Annotated in this window: 21 protein-coding genes and 2 pseudogenes; 18 read left to right on the plus strand and 5 right to left on the minus strand. The window is 66.2% G+C overall.

Annotated features, from left to right (window positions below; genetic code table 11):
* The first annotated feature begins 126 nt into the window (after positions 1 to 126).
* The 13 genes and pseudogenes from HALXA_RS05130 (at position 127) to HALXA_RS05190 (ending at position 14,184) form a co-directional block, all read left to right on the plus strand.
* Positions 127 to 1,323: a KaiC domain-containing protein gene (locus HALXA_RS05130; RefSeq protein ID WP_013879250.1), complete on the plus strand. Its 1,197-nt coding sequence runs from the start codon at positions 127 to 129 to the stop codon at positions 1,321 to 1,323.
* Between the two features lie 133 nt (positions 1,324 to 1,456).
* Positions 1,457 to 1,699, plus strand: a pseudogene (locus HALXA_RS05135) (amphi-Trp domain-containing protein); the annotation flags it as partial.
* Positions 1,700 to 1,909: 210 nt separating this feature from the next.
* Entirely contained in the window at positions 1,910 to 2,344 is a 435-nt protein-coding gene (locus tag HALXA_RS05140; RefSeq protein ID WP_013879252.1) for a universal stress protein, read from the plus strand.
* Positions 2,345 to 2,483: 139 nt separating this feature from the next.
* Complete coding sequence (locus HALXA_RS05145; RefSeq protein ID WP_013879253.1) at positions 2,484 to 3,911, plus strand: hypothetical protein; 1,428 nt, start codon at positions 2,484 to 2,486, stop codon at positions 3,909 to 3,911.
* 267 nt (positions 3,912 to 4,178) lie between these two features.
* Entirely contained in the window at positions 4,179 to 4,406 is a 228-nt protein-coding gene (locus HALXA_RS05150; RefSeq protein WP_013879254.1) for a DNA-directed RNA polymerase subunit H, read from the plus strand.
* The gene (locus tag HALXA_RS05155; RefSeq protein WP_049895188.1) at positions 4,407 to 5,987 is read left to right on the plus strand and encodes a DNA-directed RNA polymerase subunit B''; all 1,581 of its coding nucleotides are present in this window, start codon (positions 4,407 to 4,409) and stop codon (positions 5,985 to 5,987) included. It begins immediately after the preceding gene.
* A 3-nt stretch (positions 5,988 to 5,990) separates the two neighbouring features.
* Positions 5,991 to 7,820, plus strand: a complete 1,830-nt coding sequence (gene rpoB / locus HALXA_RS05160) for a DNA-directed RNA polymerase subunit B (RefSeq protein WP_013879256.1) — start codon at positions 5,991 to 5,993, stop codon at positions 7,818 to 7,820.
* Positions 7,821 to 7,831: 11 nt separating this feature from the next.
* Positions 7,832 to 10,759, plus strand: coding sequence for a DNA-directed RNA polymerase subunit A' (locus tag HALXA_RS05165; RefSeq protein WP_013879257.1), 2,928 nt, complete (start codon positions 7,832 to 7,834; stop codon positions 10,757 to 10,759).
* Positions 10,752 to 11,975 (plus strand): DNA-directed RNA polymerase subunit A'', encoded by a 1,224-nt coding sequence (gene rpoA2 / locus HALXA_RS05170; protein WP_013879258.1) that lies wholly within the window; start codon positions 10,752 to 10,754, stop codon positions 11,973 to 11,975. The genes HALXA_RS05165 and rpoA2 overlap by 8 nt, the downstream gene beginning before the upstream one ends.
* A 3-nt stretch (positions 11,976 to 11,978) precedes the next feature.
* Entirely contained in the window at positions 11,979 to 12,458 is a 480-nt protein-coding gene (locus HALXA_RS05175; RefSeq protein WP_013879259.1) for a NusA-like transcription termination signal-binding factor, read from the plus strand.
* 268 nt (positions 12,459 to 12,726) lie between these two features.
* Positions 12,727 to 12,954: pseudogene (locus HALXA_RS05180) on the plus strand (alpha-hydroxy-acid oxidizing protein); the annotation flags it as partial.
* A gap of 190 nt (positions 12,955 to 13,144) precedes the next feature.
* The gene (locus HALXA_RS05185; protein ID WP_006671958.1) at positions 13,145 to 13,573 is read left to right on the plus strand and encodes a 30S ribosomal protein S12; all 429 of its coding nucleotides are present in this window, start codon (positions 13,145 to 13,147) and stop codon (positions 13,571 to 13,573) included.
* Between the two features lie 2 nt (positions 13,574 to 13,575).
* Positions 13,576 to 14,184: a 30S ribosomal protein S7 gene (locus HALXA_RS05190; RefSeq protein ID WP_013879260.1), complete on the plus strand. Its 609-nt coding sequence runs from the start codon at positions 13,576 to 13,578 to the stop codon at positions 14,182 to 14,184.
* A gap of 244 nt (positions 14,185 to 14,428) precedes the next feature.
* Here HALXA_RS05190 and HALXA_RS05195 read toward each other — a convergent pair whose 3' ends face one another.
* Entirely contained in the window at positions 14,429 to 15,193 is a 765-nt protein-coding gene (locus HALXA_RS05195) for a DUF5781 family protein (protein WP_013879261.1), read from the minus strand.
* A gap of 224 nt (positions 15,194 to 15,417) precedes the next feature.
* Here HALXA_RS05195 and HALXA_RS05200 point away from each other — a divergent pair, with 224 nt between their 5' ends.
* Positions 15,418 to 17,604, plus strand: a complete 2,187-nt coding sequence (locus tag HALXA_RS05200; protein ID WP_013879262.1) for an elongation factor EF-2 — start codon at positions 15,418 to 15,420, stop codon at positions 17,602 to 17,604.
* Positions 17,605 to 18,071: 467 nt separating this feature from the next.
* On the opposite strand, the gene serS is transcribed toward HALXA_RS05200, so the two are convergent.
* Positions 18,072 to 19,451, minus strand: coding sequence for a serine--tRNA ligase (gene serS, locus HALXA_RS05205; protein WP_013879263.1), 1,380 nt, complete (start codon positions 19,449 to 19,451; stop codon positions 18,072 to 18,074).
* A 365-nt stretch (positions 19,452 to 19,816) separates the two neighbouring features.
* Here serS and HALXA_RS05210 point away from each other — a divergent pair, with 365 nt between their 5' ends.
* Together HALXA_RS05210 and HALXA_RS05215 are read left to right on the plus strand one after the other, a co-directional pair.
* Positions 19,817 to 20,266, plus strand: coding sequence for a hypothetical protein (locus HALXA_RS05210; RefSeq protein ID WP_013879264.1), 450 nt, complete (start codon positions 19,817 to 19,819; stop codon positions 20,264 to 20,266).
* A gap of 162 nt (positions 20,267 to 20,428) precedes the next feature.
* Positions 20,429 to 21,637 (plus strand): potassium channel family protein, encoded by a 1,209-nt coding sequence (locus tag HALXA_RS05215; protein WP_013879265.1) that lies wholly within the window; start codon positions 20,429 to 20,431, stop codon positions 21,635 to 21,637.
* A gap of 41 nt (positions 21,638 to 21,678) precedes the next feature.
* On the opposite strand, the gene HALXA_RS05220 is transcribed toward HALXA_RS05215, so the two are convergent.
* The 3 genes from HALXA_RS05220 to HALXA_RS05230 form a co-directional block, all read right to left on the minus strand.
* Positions 21,679 to 21,936 (minus strand): hypothetical protein, encoded by a 258-nt coding sequence (locus HALXA_RS05220; protein WP_013879266.1) that lies wholly within the window; start codon positions 21,934 to 21,936, stop codon positions 21,679 to 21,681.
* A gap of 224 nt (positions 21,937 to 22,160) precedes the next feature.
* Positions 22,161 to 22,559 carry a fluoride efflux transporter FluC gene (locus HALXA_RS05225; protein ID WP_013879267.1) on the minus strand — a complete coding sequence of 133 codons (399 nt, stop codon included), beginning with the start codon at positions 22,557 to 22,559 and terminating at the stop codon, positions 22,161 to 22,163.
* On the minus strand, positions 22,556 to 23,002 hold the full coding sequence (locus HALXA_RS05230; RefSeq protein WP_013879268.1) for a fluoride efflux transporter FluC: 447 nt from the start codon (positions 23,000 to 23,002) through the stop codon (positions 22,556 to 22,558). Before HALXA_RS05230 ends, HALXA_RS05225 begins: the two co-directional genes overlap by 4 nt.
* A 269-nt stretch (positions 23,003 to 23,271) precedes the next feature.
* Here HALXA_RS05230 and HALXA_RS05235 point away from each other — a divergent pair, with 269 nt between their 5' ends.
* Positions 23,272 to 24,192 (plus strand): cation diffusion facilitator family transporter, encoded by a 921-nt coding sequence (locus HALXA_RS05235; RefSeq protein WP_013879269.1) that lies wholly within the window; start codon positions 23,272 to 23,274, stop codon positions 24,190 to 24,192.
* A 73-nt stretch (positions 24,193 to 24,265) separates the two neighbouring features.
* The gene (locus tag HALXA_RS05240) at positions 24,266 to 25,222 is read left to right on the plus strand and encodes an MBL fold metallo-hydrolase (RefSeq protein WP_013879270.1); all 957 of its coding nucleotides are present in this window, start codon (positions 24,266 to 24,268) and stop codon (positions 25,220 to 25,222) included.
* The last annotated feature ends 16 nt before the right edge of the window (positions 25,223 to 25,238 follow it).

The following is a 25,238-nucleotide window of genomic DNA, read 5'->3' on the forward strand; positions in this document are numbered from 1 at the left end:
ACCATTAAGCTGGACGGGTACATTCGACCTATCTGAACGTCGTGGCGACGGACTCGTCGCGATCGCTGCCATGGTGATCACCGCTCTCACTCTCGACCGCGTTCGACGACCGGCCTGCAGCAGCGGGTGGTCGCCGTGAGTGACGACGACTGGTTCGAGCGGGCGATCGACGACGAGGCTGCGGATGGCGAGGATGCCGACGCCGCCAACGGTGCGGACGGGACGCGTGAGGCGGACGCCTCCGGCGGAACGGAAGCGGAACGCGCAGACGGGGCGGACGAACCGAACGAGTCGGACGAGCCGAACGGAGCGGACCAACTCGCCTTCGATTCCGACACGTTCTCCGCCGGATCGGAGTTCGACCCTGGAACCGACGCCGCCGGCGACTCGAGCGGCGTCGACGCGAGCGGCGCCGGCCCGGCTCCCGTCGAGACGAACGACGGCTCGAGCGACTCCGCCGGGACGGGCGAGGGCGACAGCTTGTTCGAGGAGGACTTCGGCGCGGCGCTGCAGAACGTCGACGTCCCCGACGTCGGCTCCGGTCCCGATCCCGAGGGCTTCGGCGACCTCGACTTCGGCTTCGACGGCGAGGGCGAACCCGAGTTCGACGACGACGTCGACTCGGCGCTCCCCCGCATCGAGCTCGGCGTCGAGGGACTCGACCGGATGATCCAGGGCGGCGTCCCCGAACGGTCGCTGATGGTCGCGATCGGCAGCGCCGGCACCGGCAAGACCACCTTCGGCCTGCAGTTTCTCAACCACGGCCTCGAGCGGGGCGACCCCGCCGTCTTCATCGCCCTCGAGGAGAGCCGGCAGCGCGTCCTCGACAGCGCGCGCGAGAAGGGGTACGCCTTCGACGAGTTCCTCGCGGACGATCGGCTCGCGATCGTCGACCTCGATCCGGTCGAGATGACCAACAGCTTGGCGTCGATCCGCAACGAACTCCCGCGGCTCGTCGACGAGTTCGGCGCCGAGCGGCTCGTGCTGGACTCGGTCTCGCTGCTCGAGATGATGTACGACGACCGGGCGAAGCGGCGCAACGAAATCTACGAGTTCGCGCGCGGGCTGAAGGAAGCCGGCGTCACCGCCCTGCTGACCAGCGAGGCCGCGGCGGAGAACCCCTACAACTCGCGCCACGGGATCGTCGAGTACCTGACGGACGCGGTCTTCGTGATGCAGTACGTCCGGCCGGACGACTTCCGGGAGACGCGGCTGGCGATCGAGATCCAGAAGATCCGGGACGCGAACCACTCCCGGGAGAAGAAGCCGTACGAACTCACCGACGACGGCATCTCGGTCTATCAGCAGGCGAACCTCTTTTGAGCGCCGTTCGCCGAGGCGCCGGTGACCCCCTATCACGTAGTTATCAGTTTCACCCCGTCAACAGTCAGTAAGCCTGCGTTGAGGCGGCGTTTGCAACCCATACTTTTGCGGTGCCGAGCGTGTGACTAGCGGTATGGCACAGCGCACGACGGCCGACGAAACCATCGCGCGCGAAGAACTCGCGGCGTACTTCCACCGGCTCGCCGAGGAGTTCGGCGAGGGCGGCCGGGAGATCAACGTCGAGGTCGGAAACAAGACCGTCTCACTGAACCCGCCGGACGAGATCGACCTGTCGGTCGACGTGATCGAACGCTCGACGATGTTCCGCGGCGACCGCGAGACGATCCAACTCGAGTTGAACTGGAAGGCGAACGCGAACGCGGCGCCGGCGAGTTCGGAGGCGGACGCGGACACGGAGGCGACCCCTGATTCGGATCGGAACCCGAACTCGAACCCGAATCCGAACGTCGAGTGATCGGCTGCTGACCGCCCGGGCCGTCGGACCGCCGACGCGAACGGCCGCTCGTTCCCGCCGCCGGAGAAGAGACCGAACGTATTTTTCCTCGAGCGCGAGAGGTTCGACTCGATGTACGAGACGATCCTCTTTCCGACGGACGGGAGCGACCACGCCGAGACCGTCGCCGCCCACGCGATCGATATCGCGACGACGCGGAACGCCGCGGTCCACGTCCTCTCAGTCGTCGACGATCGCGCCTTCCTCGTCCTCGACGACGACCGCGTCGCGGACGTCCGCAGCGACCTCGAGGCGAGCGCCCGCGAGGCGACCGACGCGGCGGCGACCCGCGCGGCCGACCACGACCTCGACGTCGAGACGGCCGTCGAGACCGGCAATCCCGCGGAGTGTATCGTCGACTACGCCGACGAGCACGGGATCGACCTGATCGTCATGGGAACCAGCGGCGACGACTACGAGAACAACGTCGTCGGGAGCGTCTCCCAGCGCGTCGTCCGGACCGCGTCGGTGCCGGTCCTGACGGTCGGCCCGGACGCGGACGCGTAACCGACGCTCGGTTCTCGGTTGTCGACTCGCTTCTCGGCCGCTCCCCTTCCCAGCGGGCGCTCGCCTCGCGGTCTCGATCACGCCTCGAGGCGCCGCGAGCAGTCACATTGATGTACTCGCCCTTGCTAGTGCAGGAGACATGCGCCGTTCGCTCGTCATCGCCGCGGTCGTCGTCGCGGTCGCGTTCCTGTTCGTCGGCGGGCCGTCGCTGTTTTTCACCCCCGCGAGCGACGAGGTGGCTTCCGATCCGGCGACCGAGTCCGCGTCCGAACCCGAGCCGGAACTCGTCTCGCTCGAGGGCAGCGACAGTCGCTTCTGGCCGTACTTAAGCGCGCAAACCGCCCACGAGAAACGGAGTCCGATCAACGTGATCGTCCGCGGCGAGACCGACCAGATCGTCCGCCTGTTAGCCGAACACGGGGACGGCGACTGGAACGAGACGGCCGAGGACCACCTCGAGTCCGGCGACCTCGTCGACGCAGCCGAAAACGAGACCGAGACCGAAAACGAGACGATTCCGGCGGCGGCACCCGACAACAGTTCGGTGCCGCCCCCGGAGCCGAACGCTACCGCCGAGGCCAACGGTTCGACCGCGATCGGTCCGACGTCGATCCCGTGGTCGCAGGCCGACGGGGCGACCCGGTACGCCTACCTCGATCCGGGGCCCGACGAGGAGGGGTACTGGACCACCGAGACCCTGCAACTCGAGGACGGCGAGTACTACGGCCACCGCTACCACATCCGCGCGTACGAGAGTCCCAACCCCGACGATCGGTGGATCGTCATGCAGACGCACTCGGAGCACTTCGACTGGTTTACGCTGCGCCACCGCGTCCACGGCTCCGCCCAGGCCCAGGCGCGACTCGAGGCGGATCTGATGGCGATTCCCGGGGTCGACGTCCAGGAGGACGTCCAGCGGATCTACCTCGGCAACGCCCGCGGGTCGGACGCCGACGGCTGGGCGACGCGGGTCGACCTCACCGCGATGGCGATCCTGCCGGTCGCCCTCGGACTCGCGGCGCGGCGCGACGCGCGCTCGACGACCCGTCGCGAACGGTTCCGCGAGCGAGTCGCCGCCCACGTGACCGAGACCGATCGGGCGCGGCTGGCGGCCGCCGCCGAGCGGGTCGACGCGCGCCACCTCGTCCTCGCCGCGACGATCCTGGCGATCGTCCTCGGCGTCCGTATCGCCGGCATCGCCTTGGACCGGACCGTCGACGCGTTCACGGCGCACATGATCGCGGGACTGCTGTATCCGGTCATCGCCGTCGGACTCCCCGTCGCGGCCTACGCGATCGCGAGCGGCCTCGAGCGGCGACTCGACGCCGCCCTCGCCGCGTCGCTGTCGCTCGCGGCGGCGATCTGGCTCGACTACGCGTTACTGGGCGTCGACGTGTTACCGGTCGACGTCGTCCTCCAGCGAATGCTCGTGGTCGCCGCGCTGGGACTGATCGCCGGCAGCGCGGCCGGCCGGGCGACCCGCGACGGTCGACTCAACGATCTGCTCGTCGTCGGCGCCGTCGGGTGGATCGCCGTCCTCGCCGGGACGCTGCTGGGGTATCTGTAGCCCCTCGCGGCGGCCGCCGTCCTCGAGCGGACGCGTCGCCGTCCGGAACGACCCGGGGATGTCAGTTACTCGCACGACCCACAAGGAATTTAACCGATAGTCAGGTACTCTCAGACGTGCTCGGTCGTTCCGGACCGGATCGGCCGGCCGGGTAGCCGTGCTTGTGGGTCGAGTTAGTAACCGTTAAATGCCTCCCGCCGGTATCTAACTGTAGTATCTCGTGACAGCCGCTTCTCTCCCGATAGCCGACACGCACACCCACAACACATGGTAGACGTAAGCCAACACGAACTCGTACCCGAGCACACCGTCCTCGAGGAGGAGACGCTCGAGGAGGTGCTCGACGAGTACGACATCGATCGCACAGATCTGCCGAAAATCAAGCGCAACGACCCCGCTCTCCCCGACGAGGCGGAGGTCGGCGACGTCATCAAGATCGTTCGGGACTCACGGACAACCGACCAGGCAGTCGTATATCGACTCGTGGTGGAATAAATGGCAATGGAACTGGATCGCGACACGCGGCGGGAAATTTCGCGCGAATACTTCTCGAGGGAACGGCTCGCTGAACACCACTACCGCTCCTTTAACGCCTTCCTCAACCGGGGGATGCAGGAGGTCGTCGACGAGAAGGAGACGATCGACACCGACATCGGCGACAAGGAAGGCGAGGAACCGGTTCACGTCGAACTGGGTGACGTGCGCGTCGTCACGCCTCGCGTTCGGGAGGCCGACGGCTCCGAGGAGCTGCTGTATCCGCAGGAAGCACGCCTGCGAAACATCACCTACTCCGCGCCCGTCTTCATGGAGATGTCCATCGTCAAGGGCGAGGAGGGCGACGAACGCGTCGTCGACTCGACGGAGACCAAGATCGGTCGGATGCCGATCATGGTCGGCTCCGAGAAGTGTAACATCGCCGGCTTCTCCGACGAGGAACTCGTCGAGATCGGCGAGGACCCCGCCGACCCCGGCGGCTACTTCATCGTCAACGGCTCCGAGCGGGTCCTCATGACCAGCGAGGACCTCGCGCCGAACAAGATCCTCGCCGAGTACGACACCAAGTACGGCGACGAGATTCAGGTCGCCAAGACCTTCTCGCAGCGCCGCGGCTACCGCGCGCTCGTTCTCTGCGAACGGACGCGAGACGGCCTGCTCGAGGTGTCGTTCCCCTCGGTCTCCGGCTCGATCAACTTCGTCACCCTCGTGCGTGCGCTGGGGCTCGAGTCCGACGAGGAGATCGTCCACAAGGTCTCCAACGACCCCGAGGTCGTCAAGTACATGCTCGAGAACCTGGAGGAAGCGGAGGTCCAGACCGAGGAGGAGGCCATCGAGGCCCTCGGGAAGCGCGTCGCCTCCGGCCAGGGCAAGAACTACCAGCTCAAGCGGGCCAACTACGTCATCGACCGGTACCTCCTGCCGCACCTCCACGAGGACGGCGTCGACGAGGAGGACGTCCGCATCAACAAGGCTCACTACCTCTGTCGGATGGCCGAGGCCTGCTTCGAGCTCGCGCTCGGGCGCCGCGAGGCCGACGACAAGGACCACTACGCCAACAAGCGCCTGAAGGTCTCCGGCGACCTGATGAAGGACCTGTTCCGGACCGCGCTGAACAAGCTGGCCCGGGACGTCAAGTACCAGCTCGAGCGCGCCAACATGCGCAACCGGCAGCTTTCGGTCTCGACCGTCGTTCGGTCGGACGTGCTGACCGAACGCCTCGAGCACCCGATCGCGACGGGAAACTGGGTCGGCGGCCGCTCGGGCGTCTCCCAGCTGGTCGACCGCACCAACTACATGGGGGTTCTCTCGCATCTGCGGCGCCTGCGCAGCCCGCTCTCGCGCTCGCAGCCGCACTTCGAAGCGCGGGACCTGCACGCGACCCAGTGGGGTCGCATCGGCCCCTCCGAGACGCCTGAGGGTCCCAACTGTGGCCTGGTGAAGAACTTCGCCCAGGCCGTCGAGCTCTCGCAGAACATCGAGGACGAGCAGGCGTTGAAGCGCGAACTCGCCTCGATGGGCGTCGAGGGCATTCCGGGCATCGACAGCATCGAACGATCGACATCCGCGGCGGACGACTAATCCATGAGCAGCCAAGAACGCGAAGCCAAAGTCTACGTGAACGGGTCGCTGGTGGGAACGCACCCGAACCCGAACGAGCTAGCCGAACAGATCCGCGAAGCGCGCCGCATCGGCGACGTCAGCGAGATGGTCAACGTCTCGGTCAAGGACCGCACCCGAGAGGTCATCATCAACGCCGACGCCGGCCGCGCGCGACGCCCCCTGCTGGTCGTCGAGGACGGCGAACCCCGCATCTCCCAGGAGGAGATCGAAGCGATGGAGGACGACGACCTCGAGTTCGACGACCTCGTCGACCACGGCTACATCGAGTTCATCGACGCCGAGGAGGAAGAGGACATCCTCGTCGCCGTCGACGAAGACGACCTGACCGAGAAGCACACGCACCTCGAGATCGACCCCTCGCTGATGTTCTCGATCGGTGCGGGGATGATCCCCTACCCCGAGCACAACGCCAGTCCGCGTATTACGATGGGGGCGGGGATGATCAAGCAGTCGCTGGGCCTCCCGTCGGCTAATTATCGGATCCGGCCGGACACCCGCCAGCACCTGCTGCACTACCCGCAGCTCTCGATGGTCAAGACCCAGACCACCGAGCAGATCGGATACGACGACCGCCCCGCCGCGCAGAACTTCGTCGTGGCCGTCATGAGCTACGAGGGGTTCAACATCGAGGACGCGCTGGTCATGAACAAGGCCAGCGTCGAGCGCGCGCTCGCTCGCTCCCACTTCTTCCGGACCTACGAGGGCGAGGAGCGCCGATATCCGGGCGGCCAGGAGGACCGCTTCGAGATCCCCTCCCAGGACGTCCGCGGGGCCCGCGGCGAGGACGCCTACGCGCACTTAGACGAGGACGGTCTCGTCAACCCCGAGACGGAGGTCGACGAGAACTCCGTCCTGCTGGGCAAGACGAGCCCGCCGCGGTTCCTCGAGGAGCCCGACGACATGGGCGGCCTCTCGCCCCAGAAGCGCCGCGAAACCTCCGTCACCATGCGCTCGGGCGAATCGGGCGTCGTCGACACGGTCACGCTGATGGAGGGCGAGGACGGCTCGAAGCTCTCGAAGGTCTCCGTGCGCGACGAGCGCATCCCCGAACTCGGGGACAAGTTCGCGTCGCGACACGGTCAGAAGGGCGTCGTCGGTCACCTGGCACCCCAGGAGGACATGCCGTTCACCGAGAGCGGGCTCGTCCCCGACCTCGTGCTGAACCCGCACGCGCTGCCCTCGCGGATGACCGTCGGGCACATCCTCGAGATGATCGGGGGCAAGCTCGGCTCGCTCGAGGGCCGGCGCGTCGACGGGACGCCGTTCCTCGGCGAGGACGAGGACAAGCTCCGCGAAGGCTTAGAGGAGGCCGGCTTCGAATCCTCCGGGAAGGAGACGATGTACTCCGGCGTCACCGGCGAGAAGATCGAGGCCGAGATCTTCGTGGGCGTCATTTTCTACCAGAAGCTCTACCACATGGTCTCGAACAAGCTGCACGCCCGCTCGCGCGGTCCCGTGCAGGTGCTGACCCGCCAGCCCACGGAGGGTCGCGCCCGCGAGGGCGGGCTCCGTATCGGGGAGATGGAGCGGGACGTCTTCATCGGCCACGGCGCCGCCATGACCCTGAAGGAGCGCCTGCTCGACGAGTCCGACCGGGAGTACATCCCGATCTGTGCGAACTGCGGGATGAGCGCCGTCGAGAACGTCGAGCAACGCCGCGTCTACTGTCCGAACTGTGACGAGGAGACCGACATCCACGAGATCGAGATGAGCTACGCGTTCAAGCTCCTGCTCGACGAGATGAAGGCGCTCGGCATCGCACCGCGACTCGAACTGGAGGACGCCGTCTAACGCCTCACACCATGCAAAACAGTACACCAAAAGACATCGGATCGATCAACTTCGGGCTCATGGAGCCCGAGGAGTATCGGGAGATGAGCGCGACGAAGATCATCACCGCCGACACCTACGACGACGACGGGTTCCCCATCGACATGGGGCTGATGGACCCGCGTCTGGGCGTGATCGACCCCGGCCTCGAGTGCAAGACCTGCGGCAAGCACTCGGGCTCCTGTAACGGCCACTTCGGCCACATCGAACTGGCCGCGCCGGTCATCCACGTCGGCTTCACGAAGCTCATCCGCCGCCTGCTGCGTGGTACCTGTCGGGAGTGTTCGCGACTCCTGCTCACCGAGGACGAGCGCGACGAATTCCGCGGCCAGCTCGACGAGTCCCGGAAGCTGGGTCGCGACCTGAACGACGTCACGAAGGCGGCGATTCGACAGGCCCGCAAGAAGGATCGCTGTCCGTTCTGCGGCGAGATCCAGTACGACATCGACCACGAGAAGCCGACCACCTACTACGAGGTCCAGCAGGTCCTCACCAGCGAGTACTCCCAGCAGATCGCCGCCGCGATGCAGGGCGAGGAGGACGGCGAGCGGATGTCGCCGGACGAACTCGCCGAGGAGACCGACATCGACCTCGGGCGCGTCAACGAGATCCTCTCGGGCTCGTTCCGCCCGCGCGAGAGCCAGCGCAAGGCCATCGAGAAGGCCCTGGATATCGACCTGACCGAGGAGGACACGAACAAGCTGATGCCCTCGGACATCCGCGACTGGTTCGAGGACATCCCGGACGAGGACATCGAAGTGCTCGGCATCGACTCCGATCGCTCGCGTCCCGAGTGGATGATCCTGACCGTCCTTCCGGTCCCGCCCGTGACGGCGCGGCCGTCGATTACGCTGGACAACGGCCAGCGCTCCGAGGACGACCTCACCCACAAGCTGGTCGACATCATCCGGATCAACCAGCGGTTCATGGAGAACCGCGAGGCCGGTGCACCCCAGCTGATTATCGAGGACCTCTGGGAACTCCTCCAGTACCACGTCACCACCTTCATGGACAACGAGATCTCGGGCACGCCGCCGGCCCGCCACCGCTCCGGCCGGCCGCTGAAGACCCTCTCCCAGCGTCTCAAGGGCAAGGAGGGTCGCTTCCGCGGCTCGCTGTCCGGGAAGCGCGTGAACTTCTCGGCCCGGACCGTCATCTCCCCGGACCCGACGCTCTCGCTGAACGAGGTCGGCGTCCCCGACCGCGTCGCGAAGGAGATGACCCAGACGATGAACGTCACCGAGCGCAACTTGGAGGACGCGCGGCGGTTCGTCGCCAACGGGCCCGAGGCACACCCCGGCGCGAACTACGTCCGCCGACCGGACGGCCGCCGGCTGAAGGTGACCGAGAAGAACTGCGAAGCCTTGGCCGAGAAGGTCGAGGCCGGCTGGGAGGTCAACCGCCACCTCGTCGACGGCGACATCGTCATCTTCAACCGCCAGCCGTCGCTGCACCGGATGTCGATCATGGCCCACGAGGTCGTGGTCATGCCGTACAAGACCTTCCGCCTGAACACCGTCGTCTGTCCGCCGTACAACGCCGACTTCGACGGCGACGAGATGAACATGCACGCGCTCCAGAACGAGGAGGCCCGCGCCGAAGCGCGCGTCCTCATGCGCGTGCAGGAACAGATCCTGAGCCCCCGGTTCGGCGAGAACATCATCGGCGCCATCCAGGACCACATCTCCGGGATGTACCTGCTGACCGCGGACAACCCGCGGTTCAACGAGACCCAGGCCCTGGACCTGCTGCGTGCGACCCGGATCGACGAACTGCCGGAACCCAGCGGCATCGACGACGAGGGCAAGCCGTTCTGGACCGGCTACGACGTCTTCTCCGAGCTGCTGCCCGACGACCTGAACCTCGAGTTCACCGGCACCGTCGGCGACCAGGTCGTCATCGAGGACGGCCAGCTCGTCGAGGGGACCATCGCCGAGGACGAGGTCGGCGAGTTCGGCGGCGAGATCGTCGACACCATCACGAAGATCTACGGCAACACCCGCGCCCGGATCTTCATCAACGAGGTCTCGACGCTGGCGATGCGCGCGATCATGCACTTCGGGTTCTCGATCGGGATCGACGACGAGACCATCCCGACGGAGGCCCAGGAGCGCATCGACGAGACCATCGACGACGCCTACGACCGCGTCCAGGAACTCATCGAAGCCTACGAGAACAACGAACTCGAGAGTCTCCCCGGTCGGACGATCGACGAGACCCTCGAGATGAAGATCATGCAGACGCTCTCGCGGGCTCGCGACAACGCGGGTAACATCGCGGACGAGCACTTCGACGACGAGAATCCGGCGGTCGTCATGGCCAACTCCGGCGCCCGCGGATCGATGCTCAACCTGACCCAGATGGCCGGCGCTGTCGGCCAGCAGGCGGTTCGGGGCGAGCGCATCAACCGCGGCTACGAGGATCGCACCCTCTCCCACTACGAGCCGAACGACCTCTCCGCGGAGGCCCACGGCTTCGTCGAGAACTCCTACACGAGCGGCCTCACGCCGCGGGAGTTCTTCTTCCACGCCATGGGTGGCCGCGAGGGTCTGGTCGACACGGCAGTCCGTACCTCGAAGTCCGGCTACCTGCAGCGTCGCCTGATCAACGCGCTGTCCGAACTCGAGACCCAGTACGACGGCACCGTCCGGGACACCTCGGACACCATCGTCCAGTTCGAGTTCGGCGAGGACGGCACCTCGCCGGTCAAGGTCTCCTCGGGCGACGAGAACAACATCGACGTCGCCCAGATCGCGAGCCGCGTCCTCGACTCGGAGTTCGACTCCGAGGAGGAGCGAGAGGAGTTCCTCGGCAGCAAGCCGCGCCCGACCAACCTCTCGGAGCACGCGGACGGTCGCCTTTCCGAGGGTCAGAGCAAGGGGGTGAGCTCCGATGACTGAGGTCGACTACGACGTCAGCGACGACGTGATCGTCGTCGTCGAAGATACCGACCTCCCCCGCCGACTCAAGGACAACGTCTACGAGGAACTCGAGGGGCGCACGGACGCGACCGTCGAGGACGCCGACGAACTCGCGAAGGCGGTCGAGTCCCGCTACGTCGACACGCGCGTCGACCCGCTCGACCCCGTCGGCACCGTCTCGGCGCAGTCGATCGGCGAACCCGGCACCCAGCTGACGATGAACACGTTCCACTACGCGGGCGTCGCGGAGATCGACGTGACCCAGGGGCTGCCGCGGCTGATCGAGCTGGTCGACGCCCGGAAGACCCCGGACACGCCGATGATGACGGTCTACCTCGAGGACGAGTACGCCACCGAGCGCGAGAAGGCCCACGAGGTCGTCTGGAACATCGAGGCGACGAAGATCCTCGCGCTGGGCGACGTCTCGACCAACGTCGCGGACATGCGCGTCCAGATATCGCTCAACGAGGACACGCTGCGCGAGCGCATGATCGAGCCCGAGGAGGTCGCCGAGATCATCGAGGACAACCTCGGCGTCAAGGCGATCCAGCAGGGCACCCAGATCCAGTTCGGTCCCGAGGAGCCCTCGTACCGCGACCTCCTGCAACTGGTCGAAGAGCTGCGCGAGATCACGTTCAAGGGCATCGAGGACATCTCCCGCGTCGTCATCCGCCGCGAGGAGATGGACCACGGCGACGAGGAGTTCGTCCTCTACACCGAGGGGTCGGCCTTCGGCGACGTCCTCGAGATCGAGGGCGTCGACGCCTCCCGCACCACGTGTAACAACATCCACGAGATCCACCGCAACCTCGGCATCGAGGCCGCCCGCGAGGCCATCATCGAGGAGACCAACAACACGCTCGCCGAGCAGGGTCTGGACGACGTCAACGTCCGCCACCTGATGCTGGTCGCGGACATCATGACCAACCGCGGCGAGATCGAGTCGATCGGCCGCCACGGCATCTCCGGCTCGAAGGATTCCGTCCTCGCGCGCGCCGCGTTCGAGGTGACGGTCAACCACCTGCTCAACGCCGCCATCCACGGCGAAGTCGACAAACTCCAGGGCGTCACCGAGAACGTCATCGTCGGCAAGCCGATCAAGCTCGGGACCGGCGACGTCGACCTCCGGATGGGATCGACCGTCCCCGACGGCGGGAGCGGCCGTGGCAGCGGCGGCGAGACGCAGGCCGACTAATCGATGGGCGTTACCCTCGACGACGAAGCCCGTCAGTACCTCGCGGCCTTCGAGGACGTGACGGGCGTCGACGGCAAAGACTGCATTCGGCAGACTGTGGATGGCGCCGGCGACGCCAACGTCAACGCAGACGCCGATGCCGACGCCGCAGACGACGACCGGCTGATCGTCGTCGTCTCGAGCGGACAACTGGGCGAGGCAATCGGCCCCGACGGCCGCACGGTCAAGCGGTTCGAGGAGCAGGTCGATGCGTCGGTTCGGCTGGTCGAAGACGCCGACGATCCGGAGGCGTTCGTCGCGAACGCGCTCGCGCCCGCGGCCGTGTACAACGTGACGATCAGCGAGAACGGCGACACCGTCGCCTACGTCGAGGTCGCGACCGAGGACCGCGGCGTCGCGATCGGCTCGAACGGCCGCACGATCGAGACCGCGCGGCGGCTCGCGAAGCGACACTTCGGCATCGAGGACATCCAGTTGCTGTAGCCGGGGGTCGTTCCCCGTTCGAACCGCGTCCGCGTTTCTCGCTATCGCGCGCTGTATTTCGCCGAGTGCACTGACTCTGTCATCCTCTCTGTGAACTGGTGCCAAGGTATTTTTCGTCAGATTGCGAACGGGTGGCTATGACTGACGGACCGTCTTACGGACGCGAGCGACTCGTCGAGGTCTACACGTACTGGCGGACCGGCTGCCGTCGGTGTCGCCGCGGTTCGAGGACCTCGAGGCGGCCGCGCGCGAGGCGCTCGAGCCGGAGGCCTACGCCTACGTCGCGCTCGCACTCGGCGCGGAGATGGTACTGCTGGGTCGACCGTACGTCTACGGGCTCGCGATCGACGGCGCGGACGGCGTCCGCGAGGTCTGCCGGAACTTCCTCGCGGATCTCGACCTCGCGATAGGGCTCTTGGGCCGGGCGTCGGTCGACGACCTCGAGCGGTCGATGCTGGTCGAGTCGTCCGACCCGATACTCGGAAACAGGCGGTGATCGATGCTCCGGGGACGACGCGTTCGGAAACCTCCCGCCCGCCGAGGTGCGCTAACCCGCGCTCCGGCCGTAACTCGAATCGGCGAAACCCGCTCAGATTCGGCGAACGGGGTACCTCGAGCGCTCTCGAGGCGTCGCGCCGATTCGAAACGGGTCGCTTAAGTGCCTTCGTCGGATAGCGACGGGTACTATGGCAAACGGCAAGTACGCCGCGCGCAAGCTCAAGAAGGACCGCCAGGAGCAGCGGTGGTCCGACTCGGACTACGCGCGCCGCGCCCGCGGACTTCGCGAGAAGTCCGACCCCCTCGAGGGAGCGCCCCAGGGTCGAGGCATCGTGCTGGAGAAGGTCGGCATCGAGGCGAAGCAGCCCAACTCGGCGATCCGAAAGTGCGTTCGAGTGCAGCTGATCAAGAACGGGAAGCAGGTCACCGCGTTCTGCCCCGGTGACGGCGCCATCTCGTTCATCGACGAACACGACGAAGTCACCATCGCCGGGATCGGTGGCGCAAAGGGTCGCGCGATGGGTGACCTCTCCGGCGTCAACTACAAGGTTGACAAGGTCAACGGCGTCGCGCTGAAGGAACTCGTTCGCGGAAACGCGGAGAAACCCGTTCGCTAACCATGGCTGTCGAAGATCAACCCGATCCGGACGCCCCCGCGGGCGGCGCAGACGTGTCGGCACAGCTGTTCGGCGAGTGGGAGCTCGGCGAGATCGAGTACGCCGATCCCTCGACCGAGCGCTACATCACGGTGACCCCGGTCGCACACACCGCGGGCCGCCACGCCAGCAAGCAGTTCAAGAAGTCCCAGATCTCCATCGTCGAGCGGTTCATCAACCGCCTGATGCAGACCGAGGAGAACACGGGCAAGAAGCAGAAGACGCTCAACGCCGTTCGCGAGGCGTTCGAGATCGTCCACGAGCGCACCGAGGACAATCCGATTCAGGTGCTGGTCACCGCCGTCGAGAACGCGGCCCCGCGCGAGGAGACCGTCCGCCTGAAGTACGGTGGCATCTCGGTCCCGAAGGCCGTCGACGTCGCCCCCCAGCGACGCGTCGACCAGGCCCTGAAGTTCCTCGCCGAGGGCGTCTACAACGACTCGTTCAAGACGGCGACGCCCGTCGAGGAGGCCATCGCCAACCAGCTCATCGGCGCGGCCAACTACGACGTCCAGACCTACGCGGTCAGCCAGAAGGAAGAGAAAGAGCGCGTCGCGGCGGCTGCACGCTAACCGCTGTATAGCGGTTCTCTATTCGTTTCTCGGTGCCGACCCACTCTCCGGTAGTGACAATGCCGGCGCTCCCGCATCCCTCTTTTCGGTCCCGTGACTCGGTTTCCCCCCTCCCGATTCGAGACGCCCCGCTAGTCGGTCGCTCGAGGCCGGTAGCTGGTGACGAGGCCGATAGCTCGACCGCAGTCGCGCTCGTCGGAAGCGATGAAAAGCAACCGCGCGCTCGCGAGCAGGCCGACGTCGCTCAGTCGGCAGCCATCTCGCCGCCACTGGCGCCGTCGACGTACGACCGCGTCGCGTCGACGAGCACCTGCCGGTAGGAACTCGAGTCGGGTTCGCGCGCGAGTTCCCGGAAGCGGCGCTTGAACCCCTCGAAGTCGACGTCGGGCGCATCTTGCGCGGCCGCGTGCGCGAGGTCGTACAGTCGGTGGTGGTCGTCGATGAGGTCGTGGCGCTCCCCGAGCGCGAGCGCGAAGGCCGCGTTGACCGCCGTGATCTCGGGGTCGGCGCTGGCGGACAGTCGTTGGAGTCCCGGCCGGAGCGGGGTGTCCGGTCGGTCGGCGACGGCGGCGGCGAGGCTCGACTCGAGGTACGACAGCAGCTTCTCGCCGGGGCCGACGGCGAGCGTGATGTCGTCGGCGTAGATGTCTTTCATGTGATTGGCGATCTGGTAGCAGTGCGAGAGCTTGCGCCGCTCGACGCTCTTCCCGGCCAGCGCGAGGTAGAGCACTTCCTCGGTCGACTGGGTATGGGAGGGGTGTTCCTGCTCGTGACGGGCCATGTGGGCGAACTCGTGGAGGGCGAGTTCGCGGGCCATCGCCGACGAAGCGGCCTGCCGGGAGATGTTCAGGACGTGCCGATCGTCGTAGTGGCCGGCCCAGGTCCGCTCGTCGGGATCGTCGCGGAGTCGGACGTGGACCGGGCGGGCGAGGTCGTGTTCCGTCTCGAAGAGGTCGCGGGCACTGAGAAAGGGTGCGGTCGGACCGGATCCCTGTACTCGTATATCCATGCGTACCGATACCAAGGGCTGTTGCTGTATGTCTCTTACGCCCGGTCTCGCTGACGGCGACCGACCGCGCCTGGAGGGCTGACGGCGCCTCGCGGCCGGGTAATCGTTGCGTGGTATTCACTCACGCAAACTGGATATTCACGCCGGCCGGCCGGGAAACGCGGCGGATTCCGGCGCCGACGAAACACTACCCTTTTGACCCCGCTGGCGGTAATGGGGGGTATATGGGCCGACGCAAGAAGATCGTCCAAGAGTGTGAACGGCTGATGGACGAACCGGAGAACATCCGGAACATCGCCATCGCCGCTCACGTCGACCACGGGAAAACGACCCTTTCTGACAACCTCCTCGCGGGTGCGGGCATGATCTCCGACGAGACTGCCGGCGAACAGCTCGCGATGGACACGGAGGAAGACGAGCAGGAACGCGGCATCACCATCGACGCGGCGAACGTGTCGATGACCCACGAGTACGAGGGCGAGAACCACCTCATCAACCTCATCGACACGCCGGGCCACGTCGACTTCGGCGGCGACGTGACCCGTGCGATGCGCGCCGTTGACGGTGCGCTGGTCGTCGTCGACGCCGTCGAGGGGGCCATGCCCCAGACCGAGACGGTGCTGCGACAGGCGCTGCGCGAGGGCGTCAAGCCGACCCTGTTCATCAACAAGGTCGACCGCCTGATCTCCGAGCTGCAGGAAGGACCCGAGGAGATGCAAGAGCGACTCCTGTCGGTCATCCGCGACGTCAACGAACTCATCCGCGGCATGACCGAGGAGATGGACGACATCGAGGACTGGACCGTCTCCGTCGAAGACGGGACCGTCGGCTTCGGCTCCGCGCTGTACAAGTGGGGCGTCTCGATGCCGTCGATGCAGCGCACCGGCATGGACTTCGCCGAGATCATGGAACTCGAGCGCAACGACAAGCGCCAGGAACTCCACGAGAAGACGCCGCTGTCGGACGTCGTGCTCGACATGGTCTGTGAGCACTTCCCGAACCCGGTCGACGCGCAGCCCCGCCGTATCCCGCGTATCTGGCGCGGTGACGACGATACCGAACTCGCCGAGGGCATGCGCCTCGTCGACGAGGACGGCGACGTCGTCTTCATGGTCACCGACATCTCGATGGACCCCCACGCGGGCGAAATCGCGTCGGGCCGCGTCTTCTCGGGCACCCTCGAGAAGGGCCAGGAGCTGTATGTCTCCGGGACCGCGGGCAAGAACCGCGTCCAGTCCGTCGGGATCTTCATGGGCGGTGAACGCGAGGAAGTCGACGAGGTACCGGCGGGGAACATCGCCGCCCTCACCGGCCTGAAGGACGCCATCGCCGGCTCGACCGTCTCGAGCGTCGAGATGACGCCGTTCGAGTCGATCGAACACATCTCGGAGCCGGTCATTACGAAGTCCGTCGAGGCCCAGAATATGGACGACCTGCCGAAGCTGATCGAGACGCTGCGCCAGGTCTCCAAGGAGGACCCGACGATCCAGATCAACATCAACGAGGACACCGGCGAGCACCTGATCTCCGGCCAGGGTGAGCTTCACCTCGAGGTCATCACCCAGCGTATCGAGAAGAACCAGGGCATTCCGGTCAACACCGGTGAACCGATCGTCGTCTACCGCGAGCAGCCCCAGGAGGCAAGCGCCGAGGTCGAGGGCATCTCGCCGAACCGCCACAACCGCTTCTACATCTCCATCGAACCGATGAACGACGAACTCGTCGAGACCATCCAGCTCGGCGAGGCGTCGATGGACATGCCCGAGCAGGAACGCCGCGAGGCCCTGCAGGACGCCGGCATGGACAAGGACACGTCCCAGAACGTCGAGACGATCCACGGGACGAACATCCTCATCGACGACACGAAGGGTATCCAGCACCTGAACGAGACGATGGAACTGGTCGTCGAAGGGCTCGAGGAGGCCCTGGACAACGGTCCGCTCGCGAACGAGCCGGTCCAGGGGACCCTCATCCGCCTGCACGACGCCCGCCTCCACGAGGACACCATCCACCGCGGTCCGGCTCAGGTCATCCCCGCGGTCCGCGAAGCGGTTCACAACGCCTTGATCAACGGCAAGATCAAGATGCTCGAGCCGATGCAGGACGTCCGCATCGACGTGCCCAACGACCACATGGGCGCCGCCTCGGGCGAGATTCAGGGCCGCCGTGGCCGCGTCGACGACATGTACCAGGAGGGTGACCTCATGGTCGTCGAGGGTATCGCGCCCGTCGGCGAAATGATCGGCTTCGCTTCGGACATCCGCTCCGCGACCGAGGGCCGCGCCTCCTGGAACACGGAGAACGCCGGCTTCGAGGTCATGTCCGACTCGCTCCAGCGCGAGAAGATCATGGAGATCCGCGAGCGCAAGGGCATGAAGCTCGAACTGCCCGAGCAGATCGACTACATCTAAGCGGCGTCGCGACTCGCCGTTCGCGGTTTCGGTTTTTGATTTTTGTCCCGCCGAGGTTGCCGCTGCGTAGCCGGCGGTCTACGCATCGACATGTTCGGCCGTCGAAGTCCGTACTGCCTCCTCGAGAACGAGTTTACGCGCGTATCACTCGTCGGTTTGTTCGGCGAAAATGGCTGGTGAATCAGGCCAGCCATCGACGATACGTTCACGCGTACGGCAAGCCCCTGGCGACTGGCTTGCAAGCGAACCAATTACGGGGCGATTAATAAGTCCATTCTACAGGTGAAAGAAAATTCGCACAGCATGTATTTCATACTGTAGCGACGGTCGGTTTCCGAATACGGTAACGAATTTCAAACCGTAGTCTCGAACTGAATTTCAACGAGACGGGAAACAGATCGGTTCAACCGAGTCGGGACGAACGAACCGCGCGTCGAGCGACCGGGTCGCGGCGGTACTCGTTATCGCTACTCGCGCTCGCCGGCGCCGAGCGCGGCCTCGCCGATCTTCTCGTGGCCCTCGATGACCTCCTGCCCGCCCATGTACGGCCGGAGCGGTTCGGGGACCGTGACGGTGCCGTCCTCGTTCTGGTAGTACTCGAGGATGGCGACCATCACGCGCGGAATGGCGAGTCCCGACGCGTTCAGGGTGTGGAGGTACTCGGCCGACTCGTGGCGCTCGGGCCGGTAGCGCAGGCCCGAGCGGCGCGCCTGGAAGTCCTCGAAGTTCGAAGCGGTCGAGACCTCGAGCCAGCGGCCACCTTCCTCGGGCCCGTCTTCCATGTCGTCGGCGGGCGCCCACACTTCGAGGTCGATCTGTTTGGTGGCCTTGAATCCGAGGTCGCCGGTACAGAGTTCCAGCACGCGATAGGGGAGGTCCAGTCGCCGGAGCACTTCTTCGGCTTCCTCGAGCAGTTCCTCGAGGCGGTCGTAGCTGTTCTCGGGTTCGACGAAGTTGACCAGTTCGACCTTGTTGAACTGGTGGACGCGGACGATACCCCGAGTTTCGGTGCCGTGTTCGCCGGCTTCGCGGCGGAAGTTGGGGGTGTACGCCTGGTGTTTCAGCGGGAGGTCGTCCTGCAGGAGGATGTCGTTGGCGTACATGTTGGTGACCGGCACTTCTGCGGTCGGACAGAGCCAGAGGTCCTCCTCGTCGTACTCCTCCTCGTTGCTGCCGCCGAGGCGGTAGGCGTCGTCGGCGAACTTCGGGAGTTGTCCGGTGCCACGCATCGACGCGCTTTTGATCGGGATCGGCGGGAAGACGTCGACGTAGCCCTGTTCGCGGTGGACGTCCAGCATGAACTGGATCAGCGCGTGCTCTAAGCGCGCGCCGTCGCCCTTGAGGAAGTAGAAGCCAGATCCCGTGACTTTGGCGGCGCGTTCCTCGTCGATGATGTCCATCTCCTCGCCGAGTTCGTAGTGGGGCGTGACGTCTTCGGGGACGTCTCGCAGGTCGTCGAAGCCCCAGCGCCGATCCTCGACGTTGTGGCGCTCGTCGACCCCCAGCGGCACGCTCTCGTGGGGGACGTTGGGGATCTCGAGCATGCGCTGGTTGAGGTCCTCCCGGATCTCGTCGGCCTCGCTTTCGACGTCCTCGATCTCGGCTTTGAGTTCTCGCGACTCCTGGATGGCCTCCTCGCGTTCTTCCTCCTTGTTCTCGGCGACCAACTTGCCGATCTTCGAGGTGATCTCGTTGCGCTCGTGGCGCAGCTCGTCGCCGCGGGCTTTGAGTTCTCGCCACCGTTCGTCGAGCTCGAGGATCTCGTCGAGGTCGACGTCGGCGTCCCGGTTGTCGAGGGCCTCGCGCACCTCGTCGGGATTCTCGCGCAGGTAGGTCCGGTCGAGCATTGGTATTGCTCGTGGATTCAGTGCGGCCGTCCAAAACCGTGTCGGAAGGTTTCGATCCGAGAGTCGCGCGCCACAGCGGCCGATTGCGAACTCTCCTTCGGTGTGACCGCTGTCCTCGATCGGAGTACGCCAGGCAGGCACGACCACTGTCGTCGCTCCAAACCCGCAGTTTCGTACTGCGTGTGGTTGACACAACAGCTTCGAGCCGCTCTCTTTATGTCATACGTATTTGTATTTAAAAAGTATATTTATATCCTATTTGTGATAATACACGGGCATGAGACGACGCCGCTCGAGGACGCGTCCCGTCTCGATCTCGAGTGGGCGTAGCGGCCGCGAGTCGCGCCGAATCGAGGTGAGACGGCGTGCGTAACGACGAGGAGGTGTGGCTCCGGTACGGGACGACGGCGGCGCCGATCGACGAACCGGACCGAACGTTCGGGCACGTCAACTCGTCGGAGCGTCGGTTCGGCACGTTTCCCACCGAGTTCATCTCGGTCGTCGACGTCGGACTCTACGAGGAGGAAGGGAAAATCCTCCTGTCGGCGGTCGAGGATCGGCTGTACCGACGGTTCGCAAACGGATTCGAGGAGACCGAGTTCGCCGACCTTCTCGACGTCCTCCGCGAACGAACGCTGCTGACCGAACCGGAGATGCGCGTCTTCGTGTTGTACGGCTGGTTCGACATGGACGCCGAGCGGGCCGCGGAACCGCTTGACTGTTCGGCGGCCGACGTCGAGGCGTACGTCGAGGCGATTCGCGACAAGCGCGACCGGGCCGAGGCAACCGCGGCGATTCCGTTCGTTCGGGAATAGGGAGTTATCGAATCTCGCCGCGCTGATACGAACGGGTTCCGATCCTCGCTGGGACAGTCGATCCACACGGTTCGTCTCGGATCTGAGAACGTCGCCACACGGGCCGTCGGGTGGATTCCCCGGCGGGAAACGCTTTTTTCGGTTGGGAGGCTGGTTCGACGTATGGACCCGCTCGAGGGCGAGACGTCGTCGGCACCGATCGAGTACGAGCCGGTCAACGTCAAGGACGTGCTCGTCGAGATGAAGGACACGGCGGAGCTGCTGATCGACCTGTCCTACTCCGCGGTGTTGCACTCGAGCGAGGACATCGCGACGGAGGTGCTCCGGCTGGAGGAGCGGATGGACGTCCTCGAGATGCGCGCGCGGATGGGGTTGATGATGGCGACGCGGAGCCCGGACGACGCCGAGCAGCTCGCGCCCGTGCTCGGCATCGTCGGCGCGGCCGACGACATCAGCGACGCGGCCGGCGACATCGCCAAGGTCGTCCTCGAGGACATCGGGCTGCCCGAGGCGATGCGGGCGGCCCTGCCCGAGGCCGTCGAGACGCTCGTCCGCGGCGTCGTCGACCCCGATTCGGTCTACGTCGACCGGACGCTCGCGGACATCGACCTCGAGTCCGAAACCGGCGTGCGCGTGATCGCCCTGCGGCGGGGTGACGACTGGCTCCTGAACCCCGGGCCGGAGACGGCGGTTCGAGCGAACGACGTCGCGCTCCTGCGAGGTCCCGAACTCGCGATCGGCGACGTCTGTGAGACGATGACCGGCACCGAGTACGAACGGCCCTCGGCGGACGTGCCCGACATCCCGGACTTAGAGCGGGCCGTCGACACGATCGTCCACATGAAGAACCTCTCGGAGCTGGCGGTCGATCTGGCCTACAGCGCCGTCCTCTTCGACAGCGAGGCGCTGGCCGAAGAGGTTCGCAACCTCGAGGTCGAGGTCGACGCCTTAGAGTCGCGCTTCGAGGCGTGGACGCTGCGGGCGGCCGCGGACGCGTCGGATCCGGTCGCGCTCCGGGGACTGATCCACCTCGGGAGCGCGACGGAGGTGATCAGCGACGCGGCGATCGACATCAGCGAGGGCGTATTGCGCGATATCGACGTTCACCCGGTCGTCCAGATGGCCGTCGAGGAGAGCGACGAGATCATCGTGCGCGTCGCGGTCGACGAGGGGAGCGACCTCGACGGGACCGACATCGTCGCCGGGGTTCCGGACACCGAGTCGACGATGTCGATCATCGCGATCCGCCGCCCCGAGGACGGTTGGCTGCTGGTTGGCGACGCCGACGTCGAGATTCAGGGCGGCGACGTACTCATTTCGAAGGGGACCCGGACGGCGGCGGCTGCCTTCGAGGAGTTGGCGACGGCGTAGCCCGGCCGTTTCGGCGCGTAGACGAGCGGAGCAGCGACGCGTTATTCGGCGTACTCGAGCAGCACGAACACGAGTTCCGCGTAGACGATCGTCCCGATGCCGATCACGGCGAGCGCGAGGACGATCGGCACGAGCGTGCGGAGGCGCTCGCGAAGCCCGCCGCGTAGCGTCCGCGCCAGTTTCCGTCGGCCGCGAGCGTCCGCGCCCGCACTCGTGCTCGTGCTCGCGCCGACCCGGAGCGTCCGGAGGACTTTGAGCAGCGTTATCGCCGTCGTCATCGCGATCGTCAGCGTCGTCATCGGTCCGCCCTCCGTTCGCGCGCTGCGGTCGCAGTAGCGGGCGCTCGAGTTCGCTGGGAGCGGGGGGTCTCCGCGAGGGTCGGGATGGGGGCGTCGAGTGCCATACCGACGAGGGCCACATCCCGACACTTGAATTTCAGTCAGACGTCCGACCGACACGTTTCGGGATTCTCCACAATCTCGAGGGGAGAGCAGCGTTTCGGCGGCTATTCGTCAGCCGCCCCTCACAGCGGCCAGGCGGCGACGACCGCCCGCGCGAGTCCGATCCCCGCCAGCGAGAGGACGAGGTTCCCGGCCGCGTTGGCGACCGCGAGCCGCCGGTCGCCGCGCTCGTAGAGCCGGACCGTCTCGACGGAGAACGAGGAGAAGGTCGTGAACGAGCCGCAGATGCCGGTCCCGAGCAACCGGAGCGCAGCGTCACCGGCGCCGGCGAAGATCGAGAGCGCGAAGACGAAGCTTCCGAGGACGTTCACCGCGAGCGTCGGCCACGGGAACCGCTCGCTCGAGCAGCGCAGCGACACCTGATGCCGTAATATGGCGCCGATCGCGCCGCCGGTGCCGACGACGTGTGCCGGCTCGGGATCGAACGCGAACGGAACGGCCGAGACGAGCGCGTCGATCACGCCCGTTCACCGCCGTTCTCGGAGTCGGCCGCGGGTTCGCTATCCTCGGTGAAGTGCCGGACCAGCGCCCGGCTCGCGAGCACGCCCGCGAACCCGAGCCCGTAGTTGGCGGCGACGATTCCGGCGAGCAACAGCGGCTCAGCGGGACCCGCCTCGAGCGCGGTCTGGAGCGCGAACGTGCTGTAGGTCGTCAGCGAGGAGAGGAAGCCGGTCGTGAAGACGAGCCGCGAGCGGCGCTCGAGGAGGCCGATAGACTGGGCCTCGTAGGCGAACAGGCCGAGGCAGAAACTCCCCGCAGCGTTGACGGCTACCACGGCCGGAATCGCAGGGAGCACGCCGTCGACGAAGTACCGGAGGTTCGAGCCGGCGAAGCCGCCGACGGCGATCAGTGCGAGCGTCTCGAGGCGGACGAGGGGGTGTGACTGTGAGCGGTCGGCTGCCATGGGCGGTGGACTGGCAGGGACCGTCAGCCGGCGGCGGTCGCGGTTGCAGTTGCGGCGGGTCGCGCGGCCGGCGGTTGGATCGGGCGGGCCCCATCGCCCGGATTCGACGCGAGCGCTGGTTTAGCGAGCGATTCACCGTCGGTTTTCAACGGCAGTCACATGAGAATTCCGGAACCGCCGTGACAGCGACTGCACTGGGCGCCGTGAACGACTGTCTGTCGCTCGCGGGCACCGGAAGACCCAAGGTTAGACTGTCTCTAAAACGAGCCATGACCGGCGACGCGACCGGCGATGCGACCGACGACAGGCGGGCGTTCGTCCGCGCGTCGGGGGTGAACGTCCTCGGCAACGCGGTGAAGATCCTCTTCGAGGGGTTCGTGGGGCTGACCTTCGGAAGCGTCGCCCTGGTCGCCGACGCCGCCCACTCGGTCGCGGATCTGGTCGCGAGCGTCGTCGTCCTCGTCTGGGGCCGGAGTTCGTTCGACGAACCCGACGCGACCCATCCGCACGGCCACGCCCGGATCGAACCGCTGACGGCGCTGTTCGTCGGCGCCGTGATTTCTCTGCTCGGATTGAATCTACTGTACGACTCTGCGCAGGGCATTATCTACGGCGTCGAGGTCGAGTTCAACGTCCTGTTGCTCGCCGCGCTGGGCTTCTCGATCGTCGATATGTACCTCGTCTACCGCTACACGGAACTGGTCAACGAACGCCTCGAGTCGACCTCGCTGGCCGCTCTCGCGACGGACTGCCTGAACGACATCTACACCTCCGTCGCCGCCGTCGTCGGCGTCTGCGGCGTCCTGTTCGGGTTCCCGCTGCTCGATCCGATCGCCGGCGGCCTCGTCAGCCTGTTGGTCGTCTACCAGGGGATCGAGATCGCCCGCGAGAACGTCGATTACCTCATCGGGGCCGCGGCCGGACCGGAGCAGCGCGCGGAGATCACGGAGGCGCTGCGCAGCCACCCCGACGTCGAGGGCGTCCACGACCTGACGGTCTTCTACGACGGGGTCGTCCTCGAGGTCGAGGTCCACGTCGAGGTCGACGGCGACATGCCGTTCCGGGAGGCCCACGACATCGAGTCGGAGCTGGTCGACCGACTGCGCGCGATCGACGACGTCGGCGACGCGCACGTCCACCTCGATCCGTCGGGGATCGGCGAGTGGAAAGATCAACCGGACGACGATTGACCGGCGGCGCTCGAGACTCGAGAGTGGCCACAGTTAACACGATTTTTATCCCGTTCCGCGACGGGGTATCGGTATGGCCGATACGGACACGGATACGGAGACGGACGCCGGAACCGTCCGCGAAGTCACGACCGGCGACTGCTCGGATCTCTACTACCTCGACACCGGGATGTACGACACCAGCGGCTACGGCGCCGCGTACATCCTCGACGACGACGGACCGGCCGTCGTCGAGAGCGGCATCGGCACCAACCACGAGCGCATCCTCGAGGCCCTCGAGGAACTCGACATCGACCGCGAGGAACTCGCGGCCGTCGCGGTGACGCACATCCACCTCGACCACGCCGGCGGCGCGGGCTTTCTCGCGGAGAAGTGCCCGAACGCGGACGTCTACGTCCCCGACGTCGGCGCGAGCCTGCTGGCCGATCCGGGGAAACTCGTCGCGGGCACGAAAAACGCCGTCGGCGACCAGTGGGAGTTCTACGTCGAACCCGAGCCGATTCCCGAGGACCGAATCGTCGGCATCGAAGACGGCGATACGATCGACCTCGGGGCCCACGAACTGCGCGTCCACGAGGCCCCCGGCCACGCCTTCCACCAGGTGATCTTCGAGGACCCCGCGAACGACGCGGTCTTCACCGGCGACGCCGCCGGCATCTGGGTGCCCGAGCAGGAGCGGATCGTCGAGACCTCGCCGCCGTCGGACTTCGACCTCGAGCAGTGTCTCGCGGACCTCGAGACGATCGCCGAGATCGATCCCGACGTGCTCCTGTACACCCACTTCGGGCCGCGGGACGTCGGCAACGATCTCGAGGGCGCCCTCGCGGCGTACGAAGGCGTCCTCACGGAGTGGGTCGAGGCCGTCGAGGCGAAGCGCGCGGAACTCGAGGACGACGAGGCCGTGGTCGAGCACTTCGCGGAGACAGCGGACGAAGCGCTGTTCGACGCTTGGAGCGAGCGGAAGGCTAGGGCGGAAGCCGCGATGAACGTTCGCGGCGTACTCGGCTATCTGGATAGCCGCGACGAGTAACTGATTCGCGGTTTGC

Origin of the sequence: Halopiger xanaduensis SH-6, from assembly GCF_000217715.1 — an archaeon.
GTDB classification, from domain to species: Archaea; Halobacteriota; Halobacteria; order Halobacteriales; family Natrialbaceae; genus Halopiger; species Halopiger xanaduensis.

Bases quoted from the DNA above. Each gene is read 5' to 3' on its own strand.
- rpoB (WP_013879256.1), top strand. From the start codon at position 5,991: ATGAGCAGCCAAGAACGCGAAGCCAAAGTCTACGTGAACGGGTCGCTG.
- HALXA_RS05155 (WP_049895188.1), top strand. From the start codon at position 4,407: ATGGCAATGGAACTGGATCGCGACACGCGGCGGGAAATTTCGCGCGAA.
- HALXA_RS05185 (WP_006671958.1), top strand. From the start codon at position 13,145: ATGGCAAACGGCAAGTACGCCGCGCGCAAGCTCAAGAAGGACCGCCAG.
- HALXA_RS05165 (WP_013879257.1), top strand. From the start codon at position 7,832: ATGCAAAACAGTACACCAAAAGACATCGGATCGATCAACTTCGGGCTC.
- HALXA_RS05195 (WP_013879261.1), bottom strand. From the start codon at position 15,193: ATGGATATACGAGTACAGGGATCCGGTCCGACCGCACCCTTTCTCAGT.
- HALXA_RS05230 (WP_013879268.1), bottom strand. From the start codon at position 23,002: ATGGCAGCCGACCGCTCACAGTCACACCCCCTCGTCCGCCTCGAGACG.
- serS (WP_013879263.1), bottom strand. From the start codon at position 19,451: ATGCTCGACCGGACCTACCTGCGCGAGAATCCCGACGAGGTGCGCGAG.
- HALXA_RS05200 (WP_013879262.1), top strand. From the start codon at position 15,418: ATGGGCCGACGCAAGAAGATCGTCCAAGAGTGTGAACGGCTGATGGAC.
- HALXA_RS05150 (WP_013879254.1), top strand. From the start codon at position 4,179: ATGGTAGACGTAAGCCAACACGAACTCGTACCCGAGCACACCGTCCTC.
- HALXA_RS05190 (WP_013879260.1), top strand. From the start codon at position 13,576: ATGGCTGTCGAAGATCAACCCGATCCGGACGCCCCCGCGGGCGGCGCA.
- HALXA_RS05220 (WP_013879266.1), bottom strand. From the start codon at position 21,936: ATGACGACGCTGACGATCGCGATGACGACGGCGATAACGCTGCTCAAA.
- HALXA_RS05235 (WP_013879269.1), top strand. From the start codon at position 23,272: ATGACCGGCGACGCGACCGGCGATGCGACCGACGACAGGCGGGCGTTC.
- HALXA_RS05215 (WP_013879265.1), top strand. From the start codon at position 20,429: ATGGACCCGCTCGAGGGCGAGACGTCGTCGGCACCGATCGAGTACGAG.
- HALXA_RS05140 (WP_013879252.1), top strand. From the start codon at position 1,910: ATGTACGAGACGATCCTCTTTCCGACGGACGGGAGCGACCACGCCGAG.
- HALXA_RS05175 (WP_013879259.1), top strand. From the start codon at position 11,979: ATGGGCGTTACCCTCGACGACGAAGCCCGTCAGTACCTCGCGGCCTTC.
- HALXA_RS05145 (WP_013879253.1), top strand. From the start codon at position 2,484: ATGCGCCGTTCGCTCGTCATCGCCGCGGTCGTCGTCGCGGTCGCGTTC.
- rpoA2 (WP_013879258.1), top strand. From the start codon at position 10,752: ATGACTGAGGTCGACTACGACGTCAGCGACGACGTGATCGTCGTCGTC.
- HALXA_RS05240 (WP_013879270.1), top strand. From the start codon at position 24,266: ATGGCCGATACGGACACGGATACGGAGACGGACGCCGGAACCGTCCGC.